The sequence below is a fragment of the Nesterenkonia sandarakina genome, from assembly GCF_003003175.1.
In the GTDB taxonomy this organism is placed as follows: domain Bacteria; phylum Actinomycetota; class Actinomycetes; order Actinomycetales; family Micrococcaceae; genus Nesterenkonia; species Nesterenkonia sandarakina_A.
Map to the genome: position 1 here is coordinate 80253 of NZ_PVTY01000006.1, position 25521 is coordinate 105773.

General features: G+C 67.4%; 20 protein-coding genes. 2 read left to right on the forward strand and 18 right to left on the reverse strand.

All coding sequences use genetic code 11. The annotated features are described in order from the left end of the window. Window positions 1-8 precede the first annotated feature (8 nt). The gene (locus tag BCL67_RS06355; protein ID WP_106122620.1) at window positions 9-1277 is read left to right on the forward strand and encodes an MFS transporter; all 1269 of its coding nucleotides are present in this window, start codon (window positions 9-11) and stop codon (window positions 1275-1277) included. Between the two features lie 3 nt (window positions 1278-1280). Here the strand turns inward: BCL67_RS06355 and BCL67_RS06360 are convergent, their stop codons facing one another. From BCL67_RS06360 to BCL67_RS06390, 7 genes are all read right to left on the reverse strand, one after another. Then, window positions 1281-2171, reverse strand: coding sequence for a glycoside hydrolase family 43 protein (locus tag BCL67_RS06360; RefSeq protein ID WP_181255913.1), 891 nt, complete (start codon window positions 2169-2171; stop codon window positions 1281-1283). Between the two features lie 63 nt (window positions 2172-2234). Beyond that, entirely contained in the window at window positions 2235-3887 is a 1653-nt protein-coding gene (locus BCL67_RS06365) for an MGH1-like glycoside hydrolase domain-containing protein (protein WP_106122621.1), read from the reverse strand. A 148-nt stretch (window positions 3888-4035) separates the two neighbouring features. Beyond that, window positions 4036-5352, reverse strand: a complete 1317-nt coding sequence (locus BCL67_RS06370; protein WP_106122622.1) for an ABC transporter substrate-binding protein — start codon at window positions 5350-5352, stop codon at window positions 4036-4038. A gap of 171 nt (window positions 5353-5523) precedes the next feature. Beyond that, the gene (locus BCL67_RS06375; protein ID WP_106122695.1) at window positions 5524-6555 is read right to left on the reverse strand and encodes a LacI family DNA-binding transcriptional regulator; all 1032 of its coding nucleotides are present in this window, start codon (window positions 6553-6555) and stop codon (window positions 5524-5526) included. Window positions 6556-6578: 23 nt separating this feature from the next. Further along, window positions 6579-7661: a mandelate racemase/muconate lactonizing enzyme family protein gene (locus BCL67_RS06380; RefSeq protein WP_146131094.1), complete on the reverse strand. Its 1083-nt coding sequence runs from the start codon at window positions 7659-7661 to the stop codon at window positions 6579-6581. Continuing rightward, on the reverse strand, window positions 7661-8590 hold the full coding sequence (locus tag BCL67_RS06385) for a 5-dehydro-4-deoxyglucarate dehydratase (protein ID WP_258174800.1): 930 nt from the start codon (window positions 8588-8590) through the stop codon (window positions 7661-7663). The genes BCL67_RS06380 and BCL67_RS06385 overlap by 1 nt, the downstream gene beginning before the upstream one ends. Continuing rightward, window positions 8587-9519, reverse strand: coding sequence for an NAD-dependent epimerase/dehydratase family protein (locus tag BCL67_RS06390; protein ID WP_106122625.1), 933 nt, complete (start codon window positions 9517-9519; stop codon window positions 8587-8589). The genes BCL67_RS06385 and BCL67_RS06390 overlap by 4 nt, the downstream gene beginning before the upstream one ends. A 183-nt stretch (window positions 9520-9702) precedes the next feature. Between BCL67_RS06390 and BCL67_RS06395 the strand changes: the two genes are divergently transcribed. Then, window positions 9703-10764, forward strand: coding sequence for a M24 family metallopeptidase (locus tag BCL67_RS06395; RefSeq protein ID WP_258174802.1), 1062 nt, complete (start codon window positions 9703-9705; stop codon window positions 10762-10764). 58 nt (window positions 10765-10822) lie between these two features. Here BCL67_RS06395 and BCL67_RS06400 read toward each other — a convergent pair whose 3' ends face one another. The 11 genes from BCL67_RS06400 to mmsB all read right to left on the reverse strand — a co-directional run bounded on the left by BCL67_RS06400 (window position 10823) and on the right by mmsB (window position 25520). Next, complete coding sequence (locus tag BCL67_RS06400; protein WP_106122626.1) at window positions 10823-12433, reverse strand: aldehyde dehydrogenase (NADP(+)); 1611 nt, start codon at window positions 12431-12433, stop codon at window positions 10823-10825. Between the two features lie 148 nt (window positions 12434-12581). After that, the gene (arfA, locus tag BCL67_RS06405; RefSeq protein WP_106122627.1) at window positions 12582-14138 is read right to left on the reverse strand and encodes an arabinosylfuranosidase ArfA; all 1557 of its coding nucleotides are present in this window, start codon (window positions 14136-14138) and stop codon (window positions 12582-12584) included. 78 nt (window positions 14139-14216) lie between these two features. Continuing rightward, window positions 14217-15131, reverse strand: coding sequence for a carbohydrate ABC transporter permease (locus BCL67_RS06410; RefSeq protein ID WP_374955627.1), 915 nt, complete (start codon window positions 15129-15131; stop codon window positions 14217-14219). After that, the gene (locus BCL67_RS06415) at window positions 15128-16102 is read right to left on the reverse strand and encodes a carbohydrate ABC transporter permease (protein WP_258174804.1); all 975 of its coding nucleotides are present in this window, start codon (window positions 16100-16102) and stop codon (window positions 15128-15130) included. The genes BCL67_RS06410 and BCL67_RS06415 overlap by 4 nt, the downstream gene beginning before the upstream one ends. Continuing rightward, window positions 16099-17424 (reverse strand): extracellular solute-binding protein, encoded by a 1326-nt coding sequence (locus BCL67_RS06420; protein ID WP_106122628.1) that lies wholly within the window; start codon window positions 17422-17424, stop codon window positions 16099-16101. The genes BCL67_RS06415 and BCL67_RS06420 overlap by 4 nt, the downstream gene beginning before the upstream one ends. A gap of 111 nt (window positions 17425-17535) precedes the next feature. After that, a complete protein-coding gene (locus BCL67_RS06425; protein ID WP_106122629.1) occupies window positions 17536-18597 on the reverse strand; it encodes a LacI family DNA-binding transcriptional regulator in 1062 nt (353 codons plus the stop codon). An 81-nt stretch (window positions 18598-18678) separates the two neighbouring features. Then, the gene (locus tag BCL67_RS06430) at window positions 18679-19824 is read right to left on the reverse strand and encodes a Gfo/Idh/MocA family protein (RefSeq protein WP_106122630.1); all 1146 of its coding nucleotides are present in this window, start codon (window positions 19822-19824) and stop codon (window positions 18679-18681) included. Next, window positions 19821-20513 carry a ThuA domain-containing protein gene (locus BCL67_RS06435; RefSeq protein ID WP_106122631.1) on the reverse strand — a complete coding sequence of 231 codons (693 nt, stop codon included), beginning with the start codon at window positions 20511-20513 and terminating at the stop codon, window positions 19821-19823. Before BCL67_RS06435 ends, BCL67_RS06430 begins: the two co-directional genes overlap by 4 nt. Window positions 20514-20520: 7 nt before the next feature. Beyond that, complete coding sequence (locus tag BCL67_RS06440) at window positions 20521-21669, reverse strand: Gfo/Idh/MocA family protein (RefSeq protein WP_106122699.1); 1149 nt, start codon at window positions 21667-21669, stop codon at window positions 20521-20523. A gap of 277 nt (window positions 21670-21946) precedes the next feature. Further along, window positions 21947-24181 carry an SMP-30/gluconolactonase/LRE family protein gene (locus tag BCL67_RS15910; RefSeq protein WP_181255914.1) on the reverse strand — a complete coding sequence of 745 codons (2235 nt, stop codon included), beginning with the start codon at window positions 24179-24181 and terminating at the stop codon, window positions 21947-21949. Window positions 24182-24338: 157 nt separating this feature from the next. Further along, on the reverse strand, window positions 24339-25520 hold the full coding sequence (gene mmsB / locus BCL67_RS06450) for a multiple monosaccharide ABC transporter permease (RefSeq protein WP_106122632.1): 1182 nt from the start codon (window positions 25518-25520) through the stop codon (window positions 24339-24341). Between the last annotated feature and the right edge of the window lies 1 nt (window position 25521).

The following is a 25521-nucleotide window of genomic DNA, read 5'->3' on the forward strand; positions in this document are numbered from 1 at the left end:
ACTTTCTCATGGACCTGTCCCCTCTGCGTGAGTCGCCGGCCTATCTGCGATTCTGGATCAGCGGAATCGCCGGAGGCATTGGGGTCCAACTGACGGCCGTCGCCATCGGCATTCAGGTTTACGAGATCAGCGGTTCAACCGCGGCCGTCGCCATGGTCGGCGCATTGGCCCTCGGACCTATGATCCTGGTGGGGGTCCTAGGGGGGACCCTGGTGGATGCCTTCGATCGACGGAAGGTGCTGATCTCCGCCTCGGGTGTCGCCTTCTGCGCTCCGATCGGCATCGCACTGCTGGCCTGGAACAATGTCGAGACGCTGTGGGCCTACTACTCGTTCACCACCCTCTCCTCGGCAGCCGGGGCGCTCGTGGGGGCTGCTCGTTTCGCCATCCACCCTCGCCTGGTGCGGCGTGAGCTTCTGCCGGCTGTTGCCGCGCTCTCCGCCGTCTCTGCGGGGCTCCAGGCCGCGGGTGGGCCTGCCCTGGCCGGCATCCTGGTGGCCAGCGTCGGTTACGCATGGACCTACACCATCGATGTGGCGCTGTTCGCGGTCGGTTTCTGGGGGATCATCTCGCTGCCTCCGATACGCCCTCAGGGGCAGCCCAGGTTCAACCTCGGTGCACTCCGGGACGGTCTGGCATTCCTCAGGCGGGCCCAGAATCTCCGCACGGCCATCGGGCTGCACGTGGTGGCGTTCACCCTCGGCCGACCTTATGCGATCTTCCCCGCCGTCGGCGCTCTGCTCATCGGCGGAGGTGCGTGGACTGTGGGCCTGCTGACCGCCTCCGGAGCGATCGGCGTCATCGCCTCCAGCGTATTCTCGGGTCGTTTCGGAGAGGTCCGCCGCCACGGCGTCGCGATCGGATACTCCACCATGGTCTATGGACTCATGGTCGGCGCACTGGGGCTCGCGACGCTCTGCCTGACCCGTTCAGACAGCGCGGTCAGCGCCGGCGCGGCAGACTTCGGCGGGCTGGTGCTGCTGTGCAGCCTGACCGCACTCATCGGCGGCGCAGACAACGTGGCAGGGATCTTCCGGACCACGATGATGCAGTCGGCGACCCCGGATGAATATCGGGGGCGCCTCCAGGGGATCTACACCCTCGTGCTGAGCGCCGGTCCTCGGCTGGGCGACACGTATATCGGTTTCGTGGCCGCGCTGTTCACACTGTGGTTCCCACAGCTGCTCGGGGCTCTCCTGATCCTTTTCGCCACGGGGGCCTACCTCAGGCTCAGACCAGGTTTCAGGCGGTACGACGGCGCCGACCCGGTCCCCTGATATTCACGCTGCGCCTTTGACCCCGAGAGCGCCGTGGTCCTCTTCGAGCTCGATGAAGACCACCCGCTCAAACGGCGTCTCGTTGGGGGAATGCAGCGTGAGATAGAGCGTGCCGTCGAATGCCTTGAAGATCATCCCGTGTCCGCCGTCCGCCTCAAAGAGAGGCTCCTCCTGCTGCTGCCACGGGCCCCGGATCGTCCCGGAGGCAGAGCGTGCGACGCCTTGCGCATAGCGTCTGTTCCTGAAGCTCGCCCAGAGCATCAGCAGATCTCCCTCGGCGGTCCGATGCAGGTACGGCCCATCGGTGACATAACCTGTGCCATGTCGCGGGGAGCTCACGGGATCCACCCACGGCGCCATGGAGGCCCGGAACAGCTCCACCGGCTCACCCGCGGCTCGTTGCAGGTCCCCCGAGAGAGGGAGCGCGCATATGGCCCCGTCGGAGATCTGCACCCACTCGTGGCAGAAGATCATCCATGGTGTGCCGTCTGCCTCGACGTGCAGCGTGCCGTCCAGGCACTCCCAGTCGGACGGGGTCACTGGCCCATTGCTGTGCGGCTCGTACGGTCCTTGGATCTCATCAGCGACGAGAATCTGCGTCCCGCGGCGCACTTGCGGCTCCGGATGCCCGAACGTCGCGAACATGAAGAAGCGACCGTGGTACTCGTGGACCTCCGGAGCCCAGTAGTTGGTCGGTGACCAGAAATCTGGTCTTGGACGGAAGGCGGGGAAGGGGCCCTCCCATGTGTCCAGATCCTGGCTGCGATAGCAGTCGAACCCGGTGGCCTGGCCCTTCCAGATGTCCTTGTCGGTGGAACCGAAGAGCCAGTAGGACCCCTCTTCCGCACGGGGCAGCACGAAGGGGTCTCGCAGCTGGATGTCGCTGATCTGCACGTGGTCCTCCTGGGAACTCGGATGGGTGGGTGGAGTGGCGTTCTGCACGGGTCCGGTGGTGGATCATCCTGCGCGCGGCGGTGTATAGCCGGGAGTGTGCCGTGCCGAGACCTCGAGGTCCACCAGCTCCACTCGCTCGTTGGGATCGAGGCTCAGCTCCAACGTCTTGCCACCTGCGCTCAGCGTGCCTCGGGCCGCGCTGGTGGTCATGCCGATCACCTGCGTGGGAAGCCCACCACGATCAGTGATCACCCTCCACCCCCGGGGGAAGCGCATGTGCTCCTGAGCATCACGGCAGACCAGAGTCTGGTGATCATCCGCGGCAAGCTCATAGTGTGCCCCCGCCACGGTGCGCGAATAGGCGGTGGCGTCCGCGGCCGCTCCATGGTCGAGTCGGGTCGGGGCAAGCGAGGTGAACGAGAGGGTTCCATCAGGTCTCGGCTCGATGCCGCAGGATCGTTCCACGGTGTCCAGAAGCCAGAGGATCGCCGGAGAATACGCCGTGGTGAAACCCGCGGAGCCGCTCCAGGGGTCGATGCACTGGGGGAACCGATCGGCCAGGGCAAGGGCTCCCAGAAGCGGTCTGGTGACCGTCGCCAGCTCGGCGGACCGGCCGTGGTGTTCGAAGGCGTGAGGTGCTCGGATCTGGGTCAGAAAGTTCACCGGACCTGCCCAGGAATTCCTGGTGTGATCCCCGTCGAAGCGGGGGTCCGAGATTGAGACGGAGGTGAAGCCGTAGTGGGAGAGGAAGTGCGCGGTGTTCAGGATGTACCGCTGAAGTGCGACGGCGAAGAACTCGGCATCTCCGATCTCACTGGCCAGTACACGCATCAGCACATCTGAGACGACCCGTACGCGGTTGCCCTGCGAGTCGACGTCATAGAAGGTCCCGTCCTGTTCGTCGTAGCACTGCTCGAAGAGTGCCTTGACCGATGCCCTCGCCTTGTCCTCCCAGGAATCAGCGTCCTCCCCGAGCTCCCCCGCGATCTTCGCCAGGTAGCGGCGCTGGCACGCCACATTGGCCGTGAGGTCTGGTGCGAGATAGGGAACCAGGGCAGCCTCTGGGTCACACTGCGCGGCGTCGCCGTGGAGACAGCGTTCAGGGGCGAACCAGAAACGGGGGGACAGATCATGGCCGGTGTCGAAGGTGCAGAAGGCCTCGACGCACCCGGTGCCTCGGGTGTCCCGGTTCGTCGCAAGCCACGCGTCATAGCGGACCATCGCTTGGTACATGAGCCTGAGCCAGCCATGATCGGCGTCCTCGGTGCCTCTGTGCAGCTCGTAGTGGTTCCAGACTGATCGCGCCAGGGGTGTGACGATCTGGATCTGACTGAATCCGGGACCATCAGCGGTGACCTTATAGGGGATCAAGCCGTCCCCGCGCTGATGCCTGGCGAAAAGGGCGAACGTCTCCTTGGCCGTGCGGGGGGCCAGACGGGAGAGGACCTCCGTGTTGATGGTGCCCGTGGATTCGATCCAGGACCCCGCGTAGACGCCGCCTTCGTTGAGCACGGGCATGGAATCGCCGAGAGGGCGGATGCACTGCTCCAGCTCGGTGAGCGCTTGGTGCCAGCGGTCCTCCAGGGGACCCCCCAGTGCCGCGAAGCCCACTCCTGAGGATCCCAACTGCCCGGCAAGCACGCCGGTGAGGCCGGCCTTCATCGGCGCCGGGGCTGCTGTTCGCAGCCGGACCAGGGCATCATCGATCGCTGTCATGGGAAACCTCTCCTCTGTGCGCGCTTCGCCGATGCATGCAGCTGGCGCGGTGCGGTGATGCGGTGCTGGCGACACGACGGTGCGGATGACTCTCATCGAGCCATCCGCACCATCTGACCGTCGTCACTCAAGGGTGGTCGGGAGCATCTCAGCCCCCCTGAGACAAGGCGTTCTCCATGTAGCTGATCCAGTCCTGCACACCCTGCTCGACAGTTGAGTTGTCGAACAGAATATCGGTCTGGATACGCTGGGAGAGGTCGTTCATCTCAGCGCCACCGGCAGGCTGTGGCGGCGCCACCACCCCCTGCTCCAGGACTTCCTGGATGTACGCGGCAGCCTCGGAGTTGATCGGGTCAAGCATCGGCTCGACGACTTCCAGCATCTCGGGATTGAACGGCAGACCGCGGTCGTCCTGAAGAATCTCCGCCACTTCGGCGTCGTTGAGGATGAAGTCGAGCAGCATCGCAGCGGCCTGCGGCTGTTCGGAATTCGCGTTGATGGACCAGAACTGTGACGGCAGCACTGCCACACCCGGGTTGTCCGTGTCAGTCGGCGGCAGCATCATGCTGACTTCATCATCCCCCAGTGCCTGGGTGTAGGGGGTCATTTGGTTGCTGTAGCTGAAGCTCATCGCGGCGTCGCCCACGCCGAACAGCGACTGATCAGGGGTCACAGTGTGGTGCTCCACGATCACCGAGGGGTCTGGCAGGGCACCGGTCTCAACCATCTCGAGCTCCGTCTCATACCAGTTGGTCAGCTCCTCTTCGGTGACCGCGAGCTGTCCGTCCCAGTCATAGAGGCCGAGGTCGTTGTACTGCGCGACGTAGGTGGAGATGATGTCTTGGATGCGCAGGTCCATCCCCACCGCATCCTCGTGGTTCTCGGAGATGTCCGTGGCGGCCTGGATGAACTCATCCCAACCCCACCCCTCTTCGGGCAGCTCGACCCCGGCTTCGTCGAACATCGTCTCGTTGACCAGCAGCCCTATGGCGTTGCCACCGGTGGGCAGCCCATACAGCGTGTCATCGACGACCGCGCTCGAGACCATGAAGTCCTCATAGGGCTCGAGATCCACATGCTCACTGAGTTCTTCGAGGGGGTAGAGAGCGCCCGCTGCGCCGTACTCCTGCGGCATGGCACCGCCGAGGGTGAACAGGTCGGGGCCGCCTCCGGCGGCGAAGTCCGTGGAAAGTCGATCGAAGAGATCGCCCGGGTCGCCCGTGGGCTGGGATTCGATCGTGATGTTGTCGTGGCGCTCCTCGAAGAGATCAAAGACCTCCTGAGTCAGCTGGGCCCGTTCATCATTGCCCCACCAGGCGACCGTCAGCGTGATCTCGGCGTCTTCGTCGAACTCCTCAGCGGCCGCGTCATTGCCTCCGCCGCCGCATGCAGTCAGGGCCAGCGCGCCCACTAGGACACCACCGAGGGCGGCGCGGCGCTTGTGGGATGGCGACTTAGGCGTCATAGGTCTGCCTCATTTCATCTAGTGGCGGCCATATGCCGAACCGCCTCGTCAAGGGTGCTGGCCCCGCCAGTAGAGCACTGGTCAGAAACCGCTTTCGAGAAACCGCTTTCTCGTACCCTGATGGTATGACTCACATCACAAACTGTCAATCCGTGCGTCGTCCTCGGCTGGTTAATCGGGGCGCCGCACGGCAGTCGATGCTCGGATCTCCACTCTGGGCTGAAAGACCATGTCGTGGCCGGGCTCTTTCCCCTCGATGAGCGAGCGCAGTCGGTACCAGGCCTGCACCCCGAGCTCCTCGTGCGGCACGGACGCCGTCGTCAGGGGCGGCGCGATGTATCGGGCGAAGGGGATGTCGTCGAATCCCGCCACTGAGATCTCCTCCGGAACCCTGACGTTGCGCTCCTGCAGGCCGCCGAGAAGTCCGATAGCCACGAGATCGTTGAAGGCGAGCACCCCTGTGGCCTTAGTGGAGATCACCGCGTCCACGGCGTTGAAACCGTCTTCGCTGGCCACTCCCCCCGGCACCTCTGTGACAGCGAGGTCGGCATTCTGGGCGGTGAAGCTTTGCAGGCCGTCCCGCCGGTATTTGTCAGACATGCTGTGGGTGGGTCCTCCGACGTAGGCGATGTGGCGGTGGCCCAGCTCGTAGAGATGCTTCAGAAGCGACTCGATGCCGGTTCGGTAGTCAACGGTGAGCGCAGGTGCCGCGCCGGCCGCTGACCGGTTCACCAGCACCATGGGGTGCAGCGTTGAGGCGAGGTCCACGAGTTCATGATCTGGCATCCGGGGCGCACAGAGAACGAGTGCGTCACATCGTCGGCGGATCTCACGAGCGAGGAGCGGCTCCTCGGAGACTGACTCTGCGGAATCGCCGATCAGCACGCGATAACCGTCCTCGTTGGCCGTGGTGCTCAAGCCGGAGAGTATCGCCTGAAACGCAGGGTTTCGCAGGTCAGGGGCGACAAATGCGACCGCCTGAGTCTGCCCCAGCGCGAGACTTCTGGCGGAGTAACTCGGCGCGTAGTTCAGTCGTACGGCCGTCTCGCGCACTCTCTCAGCGATCTTGTCCTCGCCGACGAAACGGTCGTTCATCACTCTGGAGACTGTGGCAGGAGAGACGCCCGCTTCAGCTGCCACCTGCGCGATCGTCGTCGCGCCGCGGGACCTGCCGTTGTTCTTTCGCGGCACTTTCGCTGCCATCCTCACCTCGTTGTGGCTCCAGACTATATGGAGAACTCTAATCCGAGCCCGTGCGCCGCTTCGATGAGCGCTGAACCTTCCTCGACGCGCACCGGAGAGGCTGTACTAAGAAAGCCCAGCGAATGCAGTCCGGCATCCTCCACGTCTTCCACCCAGACCTCTTCGGGCAGGGACGCTGCAAGCTGTCCGTGGAGGTCCGGAAGGACATGGGGGGCCAAGCGCAACCCTGACTCGCGCACAAGGTCCGCGATACGCAGAAAAGGGGTGATCCCCCCGACCCTGATCGCATTCGGCTGGAGGATCTGCGCACCTTCGGCCCGAATCACATCACGGAACCGGTGAATCGTGTGGAAGTTCTCTCCCGCAGCGATGGGCACCCCGGGGCCACTGCGGGTGATCCGCCGAGCAAGCTCTGCGTAGCTCGAGGTATCGTCTGCGCGCAGCGGCTCCTCGATCCATTCCAGGTCGAACTCCGCCAGGGCGATGACCGCCCGTTCCGCCGTCTCAAGGTCCCAGCGTTGGTTCGCATCGAGCATCAGCTTCCGATCAGCACCCAAGATCTCCCGGGCGAGTCCGACCCGAGCAACATCGCGTCCAAGATCCTCGGAGCCGACCTTGAGCTTGACCGCAGAGAACCCCGCTTCGACCCACCTCTGGACCTGATCCGCGAGCTCCTGAATGCCGTAGTGAAGGTTGACGCCGGAGCCGTAGGCAGGCAGGCGTCGGTGGCGAGCACCGAGGACCTCAGGGACCCCGGCATGGGCGCGACGCGCCTTCATGTCCCATAACGCCAGGTCCACTCCTGCCATCGCGATGGTCGTCATGCCGCCGCCGCCCACCTCGTGCAGGTGCCGCCAGAGCTGCTCCCACACCCGAACCGGATCGGTCGGCCTCCCGACGACGAAATCGGCGATGTCATGATCGATCAACACCCGTATCGCCCGCGAACCGATGGTGGGAGTCCAGGAGAACCCCCTGCCCCGATTCCCCTGGTCGTCGGTGACTTCCACGACGGTGACGTGCATCTCCGGCGCATTCGGGACCCAGGGGCGGCGCATCGACCTGGTCAGCGGCCACGTCCGGACTGCGGAGATACTGGTGTCCATCACATCCCACACAGCGAGAGTCCATGATCCAAGAGTGTTTCAAGTCGCTCGAGATGTTCCGGCGTGGGATCGACGAGCGGAGGACGTACTCCTCCGACAGGGAACCCGCGCAGCCTGTTTCCCGCTTTGATCAGACTCACCGCGTAGCCGGCGGTCGTGTCACGCAGTTCCGTGAAGGGCATATAGAACTCGGCCAGCAGACGATCGGTCGCAACCGAGTCTCCGTCGCGAAGGGCGCGGTAGAAGGCCGTGGCGATCTCCGGCTGAGCAGCGAAGATGGCCGAAGAGTACAGTGGCATGCCGATAGCGGTGTAGGCAGCCTGGGAGGCCTCTGCGGTGAGCAGCCCGTTGAAGAATAGGGCGTCTTCGCGCTGGGCCCTCCCGCTAAGCGTCATCTGCTGAGCCAGTGCGACGTCGCCCACTCCGTCCTTGACTCCGACCACGGACGGGAGCTCGGCGAGCATCCTGGCAACCGTCTGCGCGGTGAACTGCGCATTCGCCCGGTGGTAGACGATGACCGGCAGAGCCGTGGCGGCGGTGACAGCTTTGACGTACTGGAAGAGACCTTCCTGAGTGCCGCCGACGAGATACGGGGGCAGCAGCAGCAGACCGTCGGCTCCGAGGTCCTCCAGATTCCTGGCGGACTCTCGCGCCTGACCGAGCGACCCGCCGGCTCCGGCAATGACCGGGACCCTGCCGGCCACCGCCGCGATCGTGGCGTCCACCGCGCGCAGGGACTCGGCCGGGGTCAGCGCGTGGAACTCACCTGTTCCACAGGCAGGAAACACTCCTCCGGGCCCTGCCTGCATGCCTCGTTCGACGTGCTCGGCCAGCAGCTCGGGATGCACAGAGCCCTCGTGCGCGCCGCCGGTGACGAATGGGGTCACGGGGAAGAACAGCGGTCCGTCGGAGAAGGTGAGCGAGGTCAATGAAACGTCCTTTCGGTGGAAGCGGGGTCTGCTGTCAGCGCCCCCAGCCTCTCCAACGCTGCGGCTGGGAGCTGGTTTCGCCAGCTCCGGGTCGGCGCCCATCCGAGGTCCTGCGCCGCGGCCTCGATGCTGAACAGTGAGCCGTTCCCGGAGAGCTGATCACTGAGATGGGCGATCTCGGGCAGGTAGGTGCTCAGCAGGTCTGCTGGTGGTGTCACAGCCATGACATCGGCGGCCGAGACGAAGTAGCACCTGCCTGAAGGGGCCGAGTCCGCGTCCAGCCAGGCCATCACGAAGCTGGCTGCGTCGCGCGCATCGAGGTAGTTGAAGAGCGAGACCGCGGCGAGCTCCGGGGAGGCCAGCCGCTCCTCGATCGTGTGCCCCTGCTGGGTCGGCGCACCCTGCCACTCCTCCGGCGCCACCACGTAGCACGGGCGGAAGGAGGCCAGCCTGGTCTGCGGATGGGCCAGCGCGAAGCTGGAGACCATCTTCTCCAGGACGACTTTGGAGAGCGCGTAGGCGTGGTGGGGCTGCACCTCGCTGTGTTCATCGAGCGGAAGGCTCTGTGGTTGCCACCCGGGCCTCCCGTAACCGAGCACGGTAGGACTGGAGGCCACGAGGATGCGCGTGACCCCGGCCTCGATCGCCGCCTCCAGCACCGTGAAGCCCATTCCGGTGTTGACTCCGAAGATGGTTCGTTCAGGAGCGCTGAACGGCACGGCGATCGCCGCCAGATGGACCAGCGCGTCGGGTCGCAGCTTGTGCAGGATCGCGGCGGCCTGTGCGGGCTCCGTGAGGTCGGCCTCGACGGACTGTTCATCCGTGGAACCGGTCCGGTCTATAGAGGTGACCCTGAGGCCCGCCTCACGGAGCCCTCGGACCACGCTTCGCCCGAGACGCCCCGAACCGCCGGTGACAGCGATATGCATTCCGACCCCCTCTCCAGGTGCCTGGTCCTCTTCTTGGATCTAGGGCGAGAATCGGAATCTCGACCAGACCTGCAAGAAAGCGCTTTCTCAGAGTCTATCCCCTTGAGCCTCCAGCATTCAACTGTGGATCGTGGGGCGATTCCGCATCGTGCGAGCCGAGCACTTCTCACTTAGTCTGTGACGGTGAACACAACATCAGAGATCTCCGCAGACCGCGCCCTCAAGCGCGAACGCCTCTGCTCCCTCCTGCGCGCCGAGGACTCCTCGGTCTGGTTGAGCAGCCCCGCCGCCGTGGCCTGGTACTTGGATGGCGCGCGGATCCACACCTCTCTCGTGGGCCCCCCGGTCGCGGGGGTGTTGGTGGGCAGAGACGTAGAACAGGTGGTCAGCTTCAGCAACGAAGCGGACCGCCTGGCCGCTGAGGAGCTCCCTGCGGGCCTTGAGCTGCGCACTGTCCCCTGGCATGCGCCGCTGGAGTCCGCGCTTGTGGACATCCCGGGACTGCGCCGAGAAGTCGACATGGAACCGGAGGTTCGCGCGGCTCGTGCGGCGTTGCTGCCCAGGGAGCTGGCGAGGTTCGAACAGCTCTGCGCAGAGACTGCGGCACTGCTCACGACGCACCTGAGGACCTTCAGCTCCCGACGCACCGAACGTCAGTTGGCAGCCGAGATCTCCGCAGGGATCGTCGAGCTGGGAGCGGACCCCGTGGTCGTCATGATCGCAGGAGCGACTCGGCTGACCTATCGACACCCCCTGCCCACCGACGCTCCCGTCGGCGATCGCGCCATGATCGTCGTCTGCGCACGCCGCCACGGACTCATCGCCAACCTCACCCGATGGGTGCGCGTCGGCGCCCCGCACCCCGAGGACCTCGAGCGGGAACGGCGGATACTCGCCGTCGAGGCCGCCTACCTCGGGGCTACCCGCCAGGGTCGAACACTTGATCAGGTGCTCCGGGAGGGCGCCGCAGCGTACGCCGAGAACGACTTCGACGCGGAAGAATGGCAGAATCACCATCAGGGCGGCGCCGCCGGCTATGCGGGCCGCGATCCCCGTGCCGCGCCAGAGACGCCGGACATGATTCAGGACCAACAGGCCTTTGCATGGAACCCTTCTGCCCCGGGCGCCAAGGTGGAGGACACCGTCCTCCTGGACGGTGCAGAGATCCGACCGCTGACGGTCGACCCCTCCTGGCCCTCTGTGACCGTCAACGGCATACCGCGTCCGGTGACGCTCGAGGTCTGAGCCCTCCGCACCGCCCGGGGCGAGCGGCGTCCGGGGAGGCCCTCAGCCTGACTGCAGTTCAGCCGCCGAGGTCGTACTCCCCATCCACCCGGCGCGGCACGCCCCACGGGTTGGCGTCTCGCACGACCTCCGGCTGGAGCCCCTCAGGTAGGTTCTGGTATGCCACTGGGCGCATGAAACGATCGATTGCGAGTGTGCCCACCGAGGTGGAGCGTCCGTCCGCAGTGGCGGGAAAGGGGCCGCCATGCACGATCGCCTCCCCTACATCAACACCGGTGGGCCAGCCGTTGGCGAGGACGCGTCCGACCTTCAGCTCAAGTGCAGGCAGGATGCTGCGAGCCATCTCCAGGTCCCCACTGTCCTCGGGGTCCAGGTGCAATGTCGCGGTCAGCTGCCCCTCCAGGTGGTCCACCAGGGCCTCCAGCTCCTCCAGATCCGCATAGCGAATGAGGAGGCTGTGTGCCCCGAAGACCTCCTCCGCGAGCGCAGGCGTCTGCAGAAAGGTCGTGGCAGCGGCGGAATACACCGAGGGCGCCGGCGCATTGGCCGAAGCGCCCTCGACGCCGTGGCCCACTTCGTGGACTCCTGGCAGCGAGGACACCCTGGATTCTCCACGCACCCGGGCGGTGGAAATGCTGGGCGTGAGCATGGTCGCCCCTTCCGCCATGCTCACCTGGTCGGCGACCGTCTCAATGAAGGCGTCTCCGTCACTCCCCGCTGGCACGAACATCAGGCCCGGGGACGTGCAGAGCTGTCCACCGGAACCGTTGACCGAACCGATGAACCCCTCCGCGAGGACGGCCCTCATCGTCCTCGATGCGATCGCTGAAGCGAGGACCACCACCGGGTTGATCGAGCTCATCTCGGCGAAGACAGGAATCGGCTGCGGCCGCGCGGCAGCCGTGGCCATCAGGGCTGTTCCTCCGCCGCGTGACCCGGTGAACCCGACGGCCTTGATGCGCGCATCCTTGACCAGCTGCTGCCCGATCTCATTGCCGCGGCCGTAGACCAACGAGAAGACCCCTCCCGGAAGGTCGGCTTCGGCGACCGCTGCGCTGAGCGCCAGACCCACCAGCTGACTGGTCGCCGGGTGTGCGTTATGAGCCTTGAACACCACCGGGCATCCGGCGGCGAGCGCGGAGGCAGTGTCCCCGCCTGCCACAGAGAAGGCGAGCGGAAAGTTCGACGCTCCGAAGACTGCCGCGGGACCGAGGGGCACCTTGCGCTGGCGGAGGTCCGGACGTGGGAGGGGCCCACGCTCGGGCAGTGCGGGGTCGATCCGGACTCCGAAGTGGTCACCTTCCCGCGCCACCCCGGCGAAGAGCCTGAGCTGATTGACCGTACGGGCCAGTTCACCCTGGAGCCGCTGCCTCGGCAGTCCGGTCTCCCGCATCGCAGTGCTGATGATCTCCTCACCCTGGGCGTCCACCTTCTGTGCCGCATCCTCCAGAAAGGCCGCACGCCGGGCGGGATCGAGCGCACGGTACTCCGCGAACGCCTCATCCGCCGCCTGGACGGCGGCACACAGCTGCCCCTCGCTGAGGAAGCTGAACTCGGGCCCCTCCTCCCGATCGGTGCTGGGGTCGACGCTGCGAACTCTTCCGGCGACCCCCGGAGTCGACTTCCCCGCGATCAACGAGTGGCAGGTGGTCTCTTGCTGCATTCCCATGGTGCGTCCTCCGCGTCTGGATCGGGTCTCGGCTGGCCCACATCACAGTAGCTGAGAAACCGCTTTCTGTCCCGCTTTGGGACAACCGCAGACTGTGGCCTGCCACAGAGCGTCCTGAATCCGGCCCTGCGGCAGGCCCCAACCCTGGTCAGGCCACCTTCACCTGCACGACCGCCCAGGACAGTGCCGGCAGGCTCATGGTCACGGCAGTGCTCTGCCCGGAGTCCCCGAGCCGGACGCCCTCCAGCGGCACCAGTCCCACCGCCTCCTGGCTCTGCAGGTCGTTGGCGGTGTGCCGGTCACCGCCTTCGGGGATGCTCAGCACCTCCGCGCGCAGCACCTCGCTGGCGGTGAAGCCGCGCAGGTCCAGGGTCACGTCGGCGGCCTCCTCGAGCCCGCGGTTCGCGATGAACAGGGTCAGCGCCCCGGTCTCGGCGTCGTGGGTGGCGGCGGCGTCGATCACGTCGACGTCGCCGTGCCGGGCGGTGGGCTGCTGGTCGGCGCCGACGACCAGGCGCAGGATCTCTCCGGTGGCCAGCTCGGCGATCCGCGCGAAGGGCCAGAAGATGGTCTGCCGCCAGGCGGGCCCGTTCTCCTCCGACCGGATCGGGGCGATCACGTTGACCAGCTGCGCCTGGTTGGCGATCCGCACCCGGTCGCCGTGGCGCAGCAGCGAGTGCATCAGGGTGCCGACGACGACGGCGTCCGTGACCGAGTACCGGTCTTCGATCAGCCGCGGGTGGGACTTCCACTCCTTGGCCACCTGATCCGGCTGGTCCTCGGTGTCCAGGCCCTGCTGGTACCAGACGTTCCATTCGTCGAAGGAGATGTCGATCTGCTTGGTGTGCTTCCCGGCGGCCTTCACCGCGTCGATCGTCGCGACCACCCCGTCGATGAAGCCGTCCATGTTCACCGCCTCGGCCAGGAACGAGGCGGCGTCGCCGTCGTGCTCCTGGTAGTAGGCGTGCATCGAGATGTAGTCCACCTCGTCGTAGGTGTGGGTGAGCACGGTCTGCTCCCAGGTGCCGAAGGTGGGCATCTGCTTGCCCGAGGAGCCCACGGCGACGAGCTCGATGTCGGGGTCCACCAGCTTCATGGCCTTCGCGGCCTCCTGGGCGAGCCGGCCGTACTCCTCGGCGGTCTTGTGCCCGATCTGCCAGGGGCCGTCGAGCTCGTTGCCCAGGCACCACAGCTTGATGCCGAAGGGCTCCTGACTGGTGCCCGCGGCGGCGGCGTGTTCGCGGCGCAGGTCGGACCAGTAGGTGCCGGAGGGGTGGTTGGCGTATTCGACCAGCGCCCGGGCCTCGTCCACGCCCCGGGTGCCCAGGTTGATCGCTTCCATGACCTCCATGTCCGCCCGCCTGGCCCATTCGACGAACTCATGGAGGCCGAAGGCGTTGGTCTCGATGGTGTGCCAGGCGCCGTCGATCCGGACCGGCCGGTCCTCGCGCGGTCCCACCCCGTCCTCCCAGTTGTAGCCCGAGACGAAGTTGCCGCCGGGGTAGCGCACGACGGTGGCGCCGAGCTCCTTGGCCAGGGCCATCACATCCTTGCGGAATCCCTGGTCGTCGGCCTCCGGATGGCCGGGCTCGTAGATCCCCGTGTAGACGCAGCGGCCCATGTGCTCCACGAAGGAGCCGAAGAGTCGCGGGGAGACATCGGCGATGGTGAAGTCACGGTCGACGATGATGCGGGCGTGGGACATGGTGCTCCTTGTGATCGGGGTGTGTGCTGCTGTGTGAGGTCTTGCGTGCAGGGCTGCGTGTTCTGTCGGGATGATCGGTCACTGGCCGCCGAAGCCGGTGGTCGCCACCCCCTTGACGATCTGGCGCTGGTAGAAGAGGAAGACGATGACCAGTGGCAGCGCGGCGAGCACCGCCTGCGCCATGACCTGGGAGTACTGCACGCCGTAGGCGCTGAGCACGGTCTGCAGCCCGACCGGCAGGGTCATCAGGGTGGTGTCGTTGATGATCAGGAAGGGCCACAGGAAGTTGTTCCAGGCCTGGATGAACACGAAGATCGACACCGCGCCGAGGATCGGGCGTGAGAGCGGCAGCACCACGGAGAAGAACACCCGCAGCCGGCCGGCGCCGTCGACCCGGGCCGCGTCTTCGAGCTCCACGGGGACGGCGTCGAAGAACTTCTTCAGGATGAACACGATGGGCGCCATCACGACCTGCGGGAGGATCAGCCCCCAGTAGGTGTCGACCATGTTGAAGGTCAGCATCTGGTAGTAGAGCGGGATGATCAGCGCCTGGGACGGCACGATGATCGAGGCGATGACCATCAGGAAGAGCCAGCGGCTGCCCTTGAACTGCAGCCGGGAGAAGGCGTAGGCGGCCAGCGCGGAGATCGCCACGGTGATCGCGGTGATCACCGCGGAGGTCCAGAGGCTGTTGAGCGCCCAGACGTATACGTTGCCCTGCGAGAGGATCGCCTCGAAGGCCTGGGTGGTGAAGCCGCTGGGACCGATCAGGTCGAGGCCTCCGGAGGCGGCGTCGGTCTCGGTCTTGAAGGAGGTCACCACCGCCCAGAACACCGGTAGCAGCCAGAGCACCGCCATGCTCACCAGGGCGGCGAACGCCAGGATCCGCAGCAGCCCGAAGGACTTCTCCCCCGGCATCCTGTTGGTCCGTCTGACCTGGGTGACATCGGCCCCGGGGGCATCGATCTCGTTCATGGTCGTCGTGGCGCTCATGAGTCTTCCTTCCGGCGGCGGAGCACGATCATCTGTGTGATGCCCACAAGAAGGATGAGCACGAAGAAGATGTAGGAGATGGCGGAGGCGTAGCCGAAGCGGTAGCCGACGAAGCCGGCCTCGAAGATGTACTGCACGATCGGTCGCGAGCTCTCCGAGGAGTTGCCGTCCATCATCTGGTAGGCCTGGTCGAAGAGCTTCAGCGAGGCCAGCATCTGCAGGACCAGGATGACTCCGGTGACCGGTCCCAGCTGCGGCAGCGTGATTGAGAACAGCTGCCGCCAGGGTCCGGCCCCGTCGACGGCCGCGGCCTCATACTGCAGCGTCGGGATATTCTGCAGCGCCGCGAGGTAGAGCAGGAAGTTGAAGCCCACGGTCCACCAGATGGTGGCGATGGCGATCGAGATCAGGTCGACGTTGGCGGTCTGCAGCCAGGCGATCGGCTCCAGGCCGACGGCGCTGAGGATCTCGTTCGCCGCACCGATCTCCGGGTTGAAGATCCAGACCCAGATCTGGGAGATCACAGTGGAGGCGAGCAGGAAGGGCATGAAGAACGAGAGCCGCCACAGCCACTGACCGGGGAGCCCGGTGTTCACCAGCAGCGCCATGATCAGCGCGAAGAGCACCAGCGGCACCGTGGTGATCACGGTGAACCACACCGTGTTGCCGATCGAGCGCCACATCACGGCGTCGGAGAGCGCCTCCGAGTAGTTCTGCAGGCCGATGAAGCTGCCGCCGGTGCCGGTCAGGGACTGATCCGTCAGGGACAGGTAGATCCCGTGGATCAGCGGCCAGATGACGAAGAGCACGAAGGCCAGCATGAACGGCGCCAGGAAGGCCCAGGCGACCAGCTGGCCGCGGCGCCTGGCCTGGCGACGCGTGGGCGGGGCGGGGCGCGGACCGGAGGCGGCTCCGGGCGTCACCTCCGGGTCGGGTCCGACCGCGCTGCGGTCTGCCATCACATCTGTCATGACCGTTCTCCCTGAGGATCGGCGGGATTGGGCTGGGCGAGCATGGTGTTCACGTAGCTGCGGAAGTCTTCCGCGGCCTCGTCGTAGCCGCTGCCCGAGACCACCGCGCCGCCGACGATCTGGCCGAACTGCTGGACGAAGTTGGACCCGGATCCGGTGAACCAGGCCACCGGGTCATAGACCAGATAGTCCGCAGCCTCGGCGTACTCCGCCTGGGGCCTGAGCTCGGCATAGGCCGGGTCCTCCACGATCGGCAGGTAGGCCGGAATGTGACCCGCCGCGGCCCAGGTCAGCGAGGACTTGAGCAGGTCAGCGACCACGGTGTAGGTGTCGCTGCGGGCCTGCTCGTCCGGTTCGCTCTGGTGTGGGAGCACGAAGGAGTGCGAGTCCGCGTAGACCGCGTTGCCGCCGAAGAGCGGCGGGATCATGGTCGCCCCGACCGGCACCCCGGCGTCCTGCATGGCCGGCAGCTCCCAGACTCCGGTGAAGTGGATGCCCGAGCGCTGCGCGGCGAACTCCGCGATCGCCACGTCGATGGTGCCGCGCTGGGCGGCGATCTCGCCGTCGGCCAGCGAGTGCATGAACTCCAGCACCGCGGCGAAGGCCTCGGGGTCCATCTCCACCTGACCTCCCGGCGGGAAGGTCATCTCGGCGCCGTGCTGGCAGTAGAGCGTGTAGAACAGCCGCCACATCTGCTGCCCGTCGCCGATGAAGCCGTAGGAGAGGCCATGGGTCCCGGTGACCCCGGCGATCTCGCGGCACATCTCACGGAACTCCTCGGGATCGCTGGGGCGCAGGAGCAGGCCGTCGGAATCCAGCGCCCCGGCCTGCCCGCAGATGTCGGTGTTGTAGAGCGCGATGAAGGGATGCGCGTCCAGGGCGACGCTGTAGAGCTCGCCGTCGACCACCGAGGAGTTCCACACCGGCTCACTGAAGGTGGACTCGTCCACGCCGAGCTCGCTGAACCGGCTCAGGTCCCAGGGGTCCAGCAGCCCGCCGGGGACGTAGCCGGGCACGCGGGAGGAGTGCATCACCGCGAGCTCCGGCGCACGGCCTCCGGCGCCGGCCATGGAGAGCTTCGTGTAGTAGGGCGCGCCCCAGGCCAGCACGGTGGGGCGGACGTGGAACTCGGGGTGGGCGGAGTTCACGTCGTCGATCAGTCCCTGCAGGGCGATGCCGTCGCCTCCGCTGAGCAGGTGCCAGAACTGCAGGGTTCGCGCGGCGCCGTTCTGCCCCGGGGAGCAGCCGGAAAGCGCTGCGAGTCCTGCGGCAGCCAGGCCCCCAGCCAGGACGCTTCGACGGTTGACGCGTAGTTCGGTCATCACTCACCACTCCGGACGTGCGCGGGCTCAAAGCTCCGCAATCGTGATCGGTTGTCTTTTACATCGATGTAAAGACTGCGCCCATCCTACACAGCTGTGGTGCAGGTCACACTAGTTTTCGGAGATTCTTCCGGAGAACCCGGCGGGAGGACCGGTGGTGCTGGCTCGGGCGAGAAGCTCGTAGGGCATCTCCACCGCCCGCGGCGGCAGCGCGCGATCCCGCATCCGGGAGGTCAGCAGGTCCAGCGCCGCATTGGCGTAGTCCTCGTGATCGAAGGCGATCGTGGTCAGCGGGGTTCCGGCAAAACGCGCGTGTTCGACGTCGTCGAAGCCGCAGACCAGGACGTCCTCGGGCAGACGCGCGCCCCAGCTGCGCAGCTCATGCATGGCACCCAGGGCGATGGAGTCCGTGAAGGCCAGGACCGCGTCGAACTGTGCGCCCTGCTGCAGGATCTGGCGCATCCCTTCGGCGCCGCCGGCGATGGTCCACTCCGGCACCTCGGTCTGCAGCTCCGCCGGTGCAGGCAGCTCCGCCTCGGCGAGGCCGGCGAGGTATCCGCGCAGCCGCTGCCCCTGGGTGGCCTTGTCCAGGCCCGGCCCGGACTCCGCGCCGCCGAGGGAGACGATGCGACGGGCGCCGCGCGCGAGGAGGTGGCGGACGGCGTCGCGGGCGGCGGCGCGGGAGTCGATGAAGACCCGGTCGGTGCGGTGCTGCTCCACCTCGCCGATCAGCACGATCGGCGGGAGATGGTCCAGGTGCTCCACCACGCTGTCCTGCAGCCGCACGGGATTCAGGATCATGCCGTCGATGAGATGGGTCCGAGCCCGAGTCACCAGGTCGTGCTCCCGGCCCGGCTCCGCGGCGGTCTCCTCGACCTGCACCACCAGTCCGCGGGCGTGGGCCGCCTCGACCACGGCGTGGGTCATGCTCGCGGAGAAGGCGGCGCGCAGATCCGGCAGGGCGAGTCCGATGACCCCGGAGCGGCCGTTGCGCAGCCCGCGGGCACTGAGGTTGGGCACGAAGTCCAGTTCGCGCATCGCCTGTTCCACGCGGAGCCGGGTCGGCTCCCGGACCTGCGCGGTCCCGGTCAGCACGTTCGAGACCGTCTTAGGCGACACGCCCGCGCGCAGCGCGACGTCGCGCATGGTGGGCCGGGAGCTGGGCGGGGTCATGGCCCTTAGCCTAGGCCGACCCCACAAGACCGCAGACCGGACCCCGGAGAGGACCCCCGAGATGAACCGCGCAGCCGGGACTCATCGAGGATCCAGCGGCACCGCGCTCGGACGATCCGCCCGCGAGCTGATGCTCACCGACGCCCCGGTCTCCGCGGCGCTGAGCACCCCGGCCATCACCTCGAGCACGTGCAGCCCCAGGGCGCCCTGGGCACGGCCGAGCCCGGGGTCGCCGTCGAAGGCGCCGGACCAGAGCAGGTCGGCCAGTCCGTAGCCGCGGGCCGCCTGGACGTAGCCGCCGGCGGTCTCCAGCGTCTGCCACTGGCCGCGGTCGCGTGCGATCTGCACCTCCCCGGCGAAGTGGTTCGGGTCCGGGACCGTCATCGACCCTTCGGTGCCGTGGACCTCAATCGGCGGCGCCTGACTCGCGGTGCCGTCGAAGCTCATCACCAGGGTCGAGATGGCGCCCGACTCATGGATCAGCGCCCCGGTGATGTGGCTCGGCGTGCTCACGCTCAGCTTCTCCCCGGCCCGAGGCCCGGACCCGATCTCCCGCTCGGTGCGCAGCGCGCTGGCGGCGCCGATGACAGTGGTCACCGGTCCCAGCAGGGTGATCAGGCTGGTGACGTAGTAGGGGCCCATGTCCAGCAGCGGTCCGCCGCCGGGCTGGTAGTAGAAGTCAGGGTTGGGGTGCCAGCTCTCGTGACCGGCGGTGACCATGGTGGCCACCGCGCTCATCGGGGTGCCGATCTTCCCGGAGTCGACGGCGGCGCGTGCGGTCTGCACCCCGGTCCCGAGCACCGTGTCCGGTGCGCTGCCCATGACCACTCCGGCAGCCTCGGCGGCGGCGAGCATCTGGTGGCCCTCGGCCACGGTCGCGGCGAAGGGCTTCTCCACATAGACGCCCTTGCCTGCGGCGATGGCGGCCAGCGAGGTCTCAGCATGGGCCCGCGGGATGGTCAGGTTGATGACCGCCTCGACCTCCGGGGAGGCCAGCAGCTCCTCCACGCTCATGCCCTGGGCGCCGCCGGCTTCGGCGACCTGTCGGGCGCGGTCGATGTCGAGGTCGGCGACGGCGACCAGGTTCAGGTCAGCCAGCCGGTTCAGCGTCTGCAGGTACTGCCCGCTGATGTTGCCGGCCCCGATCAGTCCGACGTTGAGCGTGCGCTGCGGTCCCTGCGGCGCGCCCTGCGATGTTGCCTGCGACGACCCTGCTGCGGCGCTCATCGGCTGGCCCAGAGCATGCCGCGCTCGATCATGGTGCGCACGTTCGGGTGCTCCAGCACCTCGACGCGGTGCCCGGGGGTCGAGACGAAGACTCGCCCCTGGCCCCAGCGCCGGGTCCAGATCGCCGGGTTCACATGCGGCTTCTCCCAGTCGTCGAAGTCCCGCTTCGGCAGGGTGGTGGTGGCGAGCACGTCGATGAGCTGATCGTGGAGCACCCAGTACTGCTCGGTGACCAGGTCGAAGCTCTCGATCCCGGCGGTGATCGGGTGGTCGGCCGCCTCGGGCACGATGTCGATGCGATGCGGGGTGTAGTAGTCGGACTGCTCGCCGGTGCGCTCGTCGGGGTGGACCGCCGGGTGATGGGCGAACTGTCCGCCGATCAGCTGCAGGTATCCGTCGCTGGCGCGATAGGAGTCCGCGATGCCGCCGTGCCATCCGGCCAGTCCGGTGCCTGCGGCGACCGCGGTGCGCAGACCCTCGAGCTGCTCCTTCTCGATGGTGGACATGGTCATGCACTGCACGATCAGATCCGCAGACTCCATGGTCGCCGCGTCGGCATAGACCTCGGGGGATTCGTGGATCGCCACCTGGTAGTCGTTGGCCTGGAGGAAGGGCAGGAACATCTCGGTGGCCTCCACGGGCTGGTGCCCGTCCCAGCCGCCGCGGACGATGAGTGCTGTCTTGGTCATGGTGTTCTCAGGCTCCTGAATCTCTGCGGTCTACGGCGGTGTATCGGCTCTCGTCCTGGGCGCTGGCCTCCACGGCGTGGAGCACCCGCTGGACCGTCAACGCGTCGGCGAAGTCGGGGCGCGGAGCGGTGTCCGTCTCGAGAGCTGCGACGACGTCGGCCACCTGGTGCACGAAGAGGTCCCCGTAGCCCAGGCCGTGGCCCACGGGCCACCAGTGATCGGTGTAGGGGTGCACCGCGTCGGTGACCTGGATCGTGCGGAAGCCCTGGGCCGCCTGGTCGTCGCGGGCGTCGAAGTATTCGAGGGTGTTCATCGACTCGAAGTCGAAGGCGATGGAGCCCAGACTGCCGTTGATCTCCAGCCGGTTGGCGTTGCGGCGTCCCTGGGCGAACCGGGTCGCCTCGAAGATGCCGATCGCGCCGCCGTCGAACCGGGCGGTGAAGGCCGCGGCGTCGTCGACCGTCACGGGACCGCGCGGCGCACCGGCCTCCGCGCTGCCGCCGAGGCCCTCGGCGGTGCCTGCCAGCGGGCGGGTCTCCACAAAGGTGTGCAGCATGGCCGAGACGCCCTCGATGAGCTGTCCGGAGACCCACTGGGCGGCGTCCACCGAATGCGCCCCGATGTCCCCGAGGGCTCCGCTGCCGGCCTTGTCCTTGTCCAGTCGCCAGTTCAGCGGGGTATCGGCGTCGCTGAGCCAGTCCTGGAGATACTGGGCGCGCACGTGCCGGATCTCTCCGAGCCGGCCCTCCTCGACGAAGCGCTTGGCCAGCGCCAGTGCGGGGGTGCGGCGGTAGCTGAATCCGCAGAAGGTCCGGACCCCGGAGGCCGCGGCCCGTTCGGCGGCCGCCGTCATCGCTTCGGCCTCGGCCACCGAGTTCGCCAGCGGCTTCTCGCACAGCACGTGCTTGCCCGCGGCCAGGGCCGCCAGGGCGATCTCGGCGTGGGTGTCGCCCGGGGTGCAGATGTCGACGACGTCGATGTCCTCGCGTTCGACGGCGCGGCGCCAGTCGGTCTCGATCTCCGCGATCTGCAGGCGCTCGGCCGCGGCGCGGGTGCGAGCCTCGTCCCGTCCGACCAGCAGGGCGATCTCAGGGGCGTGGCCGAGGTCGAAGAATCGCGGAGCGGTCCGCCAGGCGTGGGTGTGGGCGACGCCCATGAAGGCGTGGCCGATGATGGCCACCCGCAGGGGGCGTCCGGCGGACGTGCGGGTGGACTGGTGGACTTCGGGTGACTCGGTCAATCGGACTCCTCGGCGGCAGCAGGAATGTGATCCGCGTCAACCTTACGCCTTGTGTCGCAAAACACATCACCGCGCAACTAATTCGATCGCGCGCGTCCCGGCGAGAGCCGGAGCCGGACGCCTCAGGGGCGGGGCAGAGCTGGACCGGACACGACAGGATGCTGCCGTGCCGGCCCCGCTCTGTATGCCGGCCCTAGCCGCGCGACTCCCCCGACTCTGCGCCGAAGAGCAGGTCGTTGAGGAACGCATTGCGGAACGTGCCCGTGGGATCCAGTTCCTTCACCAGCCGGGTGAAGTCGTCCACCCGCGGGTAGAAGCTCGCGATGTCGGTGGTGGCGAAGCGCTTGCCCCAGTGTGGACGGGCCCCGAGCGGGAGCAGCTGCTCCTCCAGGCGCGGCAGCAGCGCGGCGACCTCCCCCTCGCGCTGCAGCCAGGTGAAGTGGAACCCGACGGTCTCTCGGCCGGAGGCGCCGCTCATCCACTGCTCATCAGCCGCCATGGTGCGGATCTCGCTGACCAGCAGCAGCGGTTCGATCTCGGCGCTGAGGGCGCGCATCCGGCGGAGTCCCTCCACGGCGTTCTCGCGTGGAAGCAGGTACTCGGTCTGCAGCTCGTCGCCGTTGCTGGGGGTGAAGTCCAGCCGGAAGTGCGGCAGGCGCTGGTCCCAGCTCCCCCACCGTCCGCCCTGTTCGGTGGCGAACTCCGGAGGTCCTCCGGCGAGACCGATGTCCTCGCGCCGCGCGGTGACGCCCAGCACCTCGGCCGGGGGCTCCTGCGTGGACTTCATCCAGACCAGACCGAAGTCCTCCCCGGCCCAGCGGGTGAACAGGCTGACGCTGTAGGCCGAACCGGTGAGCTCCTCGAAGTTCTCCAGGACGCCGTCCCAGCTGACGCCCTCGTAGATGTCCTGGCGGACCTCGAAGCTGGGGATCACGTCGAGGGTGAGCGTGGTGACCACCCCGAGGGCGCCCAGGCTGACCACTGCGCCGTCGAAGTCGGCGTCGCCGCGGCGGAAGGTGCGCAGGCTGCCGTCGGCGAGGACCATGTCGAGGCTGCGCACGGAGGAGGCCAGCGGCGGATTGCGGTCGCCGGATCCGTGGGTGCCGGTGGCCACCGACCCGGCCACGGTGATGTGCGGCAGCGAGGCCATGTTCGGCAGCGCCCAGCCCTCCGCCTGCAGCGCGGCGGCGAGGTCTCCGTAGCGGGTGGCCGCGTCGAAGGTGACCGTGCCGGCCTCGGCATCGAGGGTGAAGACCCGCGGCATCGCGGTGAGTTCGATCAGGGTGCCGGTGGTGTCGGCCACGGAGCTGAAGCTGTGCCGGCTGCCCAGCGCCTTGACCTGCTCGGACTCCGCGACCAGCCGGGCCAGTTCGTCGATCGAGCGGGGCCGCTCCAGCCGGGCGCTGGAGTAGGTGAGGTTTCCGGCCCAGTTGGCCTGCGGCTCCTGCTGCGAGCTGGGCCGCCAGCTCACCGCGGGACGTCCCGCGACGCTGACCTCGGCGGTGATCACGCGTCCGTCGTGGTCGATGGGCTCCTCGAGGTGCTGGGTGGCGGAGGTGACCATCACCCGGTAGGGCGGGGCTGCGCTGAGCGCGATCGAGGTGGGCTGCCGGACCGGAACGTCGATGCGTTCGAGCAGTTCACCTGAGGGTGAGTAGCGGTGCAGGCAGGACCCGCCCCAGACGGCGGACCAGAGGCAGTCCTCGGCGTCGACGGTCATCCCGTCGGGGCCGCCCTCGCTGATATGGATGAAGTCCTCGCCGGCGTCGAGCGCACCGGTGGCGATGTCCACCCGGTAGCGGCGGATCCATCCGGTCGGGGTGTCGGAGAGGTACATGGTGGCGCCGTCGGCGCTGAACGCCGGGCCGTTGGGGATGGCCAGATCCTCGAGCACGATGTGGATGGACCCGTCGGGGTCCAGGCGCAGCAGGAAGCCCTGCCCGGCGTCACCGTCATAGGCCATGGCCCCGGCCCAGAAGCGGCCGTGCGGGTCGGCCACGGCGTCGTTCATCCGCAGCGGCACCGAGGAGCGGTCGGCGGCGGGCTCGCCCAGCGCCTGGATGACCTGCAGCTCACCGGTGGCGGAGCGTTCCAGCAGGGCCAGGCCCGTGCCGAGCGCCGCGACCCAGCGCCCGTCGGGGGCGGAGCTGTGCTGACGCACCGGGGCCACCGCGCCGAGCGGCTCGTCCACGCTTCCCTGCAGGGTCAGCCCCGAGCCGGGCTCGGCGCTGGTGGAGTACAGGGTGCCGTCCATGATGTCGACGAGCACGAAGGGGTGCTGGGCGGTGCCCGGCTGTTCGGCCTCCGAAACCGGGCTGACCCCGGTCTCCAGGAAGCGTGCGCCCTCGCCGAGGAAGAGTCGCCGCTCGTCCACGGGGGCCCAGTCGCTGCGGACTACCGATGTGTGCTGTTCGGAATCGATGCTCATTCCCTCATACTTCCAGAAGTAGGCGGCGTCACAGCGCGCGTTGGTTCATCCTCACGACATCGAGTGTGCGATCTGTGCAGGAATTCAGCCGGAGATGGCTGCAGAAGCTGCACAGATCGCACACTCGATGACGTATTCGGTTGCCCTTCGGCCGAGGTCAGGCGCTCACGGAGGACCGCTTCTTGCTCCACACGTCGAAGGCCACGGCGAGCACCAGCACCACGCCGCGGACGACGTTCTGGGTGGACTGGTCGATGCCCATGATCTGCATGCCGTTGGACATCACCGCCATGATCAGGCCGCCGATGATGGCGCCCTGAACCTTGCCGACACCGCCGGTGACCGCCGCTCCGCCGATGAAGGCCGCGGCGATCGCGTCCAGCTCGAACATGTTGCCCGCCCCGGGCTGCGCCGAGTTCGACCGCGCCGAGTAGACGATGCCGGCGATGGCCGCCAGCACGCCCATGTTCACGAAGAGCAGGAAGTTCACCCGCTTGGTCTTCACACCCGAGAGCTTGGCCGCGTCGAGGTTGCCGCCCATGGCGTAGATGTGGCGACCGAAGACGGTGCGCTGGGTGACGAAGCCGTAGATCAGCACCAGGACCGCGAGCAGGATCAGCACGATGGGCAGACCGCGCGCATTGGCCAGTCGCCAGCCGAAGGCCATGATGACCGCGGCGACCAGCAGCACCTTGACCGCGAAGAGCCACAGCGCCTCCACCGACTGCTTGTACTCGAGCTTGCGCATCCGCACCCGCCACTGCTGGACGCCGAAGCCGACCGCCGCCAGGGCGAAGATCACCAGGGTGAACACGTCGTAGCCGGGTCCGCCGAGCAGCCCGTTGAGGAAACCTCCGGCGATCCGCTGGTACTCAGCGGGGAACGGGGAGAGCGAGACGTTGTCCAGCACCTGCATGGTCAGCCCGCGGAAGATCAGCATGCCCGCCAGGGTGACGATGAACGCGGGGATCCCCACGATCGCCACCCAGAACCCCTGCCAGATGCCCACCAGGACGCCGGTGATGAGCGCGGCGATGATGCCGACCCACCAGGGCATGCCCTCCCTGATCACCACGACGGCGGCCACGGCGCCGGTGAGCGCCACCACCGAACCCACCGAGAGGTCGATGTGCCCGGCGACGATGATCATCACCATGCCGATCGCGAGGATCAGGATGTAGGAGTACTGCAGCACCAGGTTGGTGAGGTTGCCCGGGCTCAGCAGCGTGCCGCCGGTGAGCACCGCGAAGAGCAGGACGATGAACACGAACGCGATGTAGATGCCGCTCTGACGCAGATTCCGCGTCATGAGCTCCAAGAGATTTGATGTACCGGTCATG

What these genes read in the sequence shown, in the direction of transcription:
- BCL67_RS06355 (WP_106122620.1), top strand. Translation starts at nt 9, where the DNA reads ATGGACCTGTCCCCTCTGCGTGAGTCGCCGGCCTATCTGCGATTCTGG.
- BCL67_RS06365 (WP_106122621.1), bottom strand. Translation starts at nt 3,887, where the DNA reads ATGACAGCGATCGATGATGCCCTGGTCCGGCTGCGAACAGCAGCCCCG.
- BCL67_RS06370 (WP_106122622.1), bottom strand. Translation starts at nt 5,352, where the DNA reads ATGACGCCTAAGTCGCCATCCCACAAGCGCCGCGCCGCCCTCGGTGGT.
- BCL67_RS06375 (WP_106122695.1), bottom strand. Translation starts at nt 6,555, where the DNA reads ATGGCAGCGAAAGTGCCGCGAAAGAACAACGGCAGGTCCCGCGGCGCG.
- BCL67_RS06380 (WP_146131094.1), bottom strand. Translation starts at nt 7,661, where the DNA reads ATGGACACCAGTATCTCCGCAGTCCGGACGTGGCCGCTGACCAGGTCG.
- BCL67_RS06390 (WP_106122625.1), bottom strand. Translation starts at nt 9,519, where the DNA reads ATGCATATCGCTGTCACCGGCGGTTCGGGGCGTCTCGGGCGAAGCGTG.
- BCL67_RS06400 (WP_106122626.1), bottom strand. Translation starts at nt 12,433, where the DNA reads ATGGGAATGCAGCAAGAGACCACCTGCCACTCGTTGATCGCGGGGAAG.
- arfA (WP_106122627.1), bottom strand. Translation starts at nt 14,138, where the DNA reads ATGTCCCACGCCCGCATCATCGTCGACCGTGACTTCACCATCGCCGAT.
- BCL67_RS06410 (WP_374955627.1), bottom strand. Translation starts at nt 15,131, where the DNA reads ATGAGCGCCACGACGACCATGAACGAGATCGATGCCCCCGGGGCCGAT.
- BCL67_RS06415 (WP_258174804.1), bottom strand. Translation starts at nt 16,102, where the DNA reads ATGACAGATGTGATGGCAGACCGCAGCGCGGTCGGACCCGACCCGGAG.
- BCL67_RS06420 (WP_106122628.1), bottom strand. Translation starts at nt 17,424, where the DNA reads ATGACCGAACTACGCGTCAACCGTCGAAGCGTCCTGGCTGGGGGCCTG.
- BCL67_RS06425 (WP_106122629.1), bottom strand. Translation starts at nt 18,597, where the DNA reads ATGACCCCGCCCAGCTCCCGGCCCACCATGCGCGACGTCGCGCTGCGC.
- BCL67_RS06430 (WP_106122630.1), bottom strand. Translation starts at nt 19,824, where the DNA reads ATGAGCGCCGCAGCAGGGTCGTCGCAGGCAACATCGCAGGGCGCGCCG.
- BCL67_RS06435 (WP_106122631.1), bottom strand. Translation starts at nt 20,513, where the DNA reads ATGACCAAGACAGCACTCATCGTCCGCGGCGGCTGGGACGGGCACCAG.
- BCL67_RS06440 (WP_106122699.1), bottom strand. Translation starts at nt 21,669, where the DNA reads ATGGGCGTCGCCCACACCCACGCCTGGCGGACCGCTCCGCGATTCTTC.
- BCL67_RS15910 (WP_181255914.1), bottom strand. Translation starts at nt 24,181, where the DNA reads ATGAGCATCGATTCCGAACAGCACACATCGGTAGTCCGCAGCGACTGG.
- mmsB (WP_106122632.1), bottom strand. Translation starts at nt 25,520, where the DNA reads ATGACCGGTACATCAAATCTCTTGGAGCTCATGACGCGGAATCTGCGT.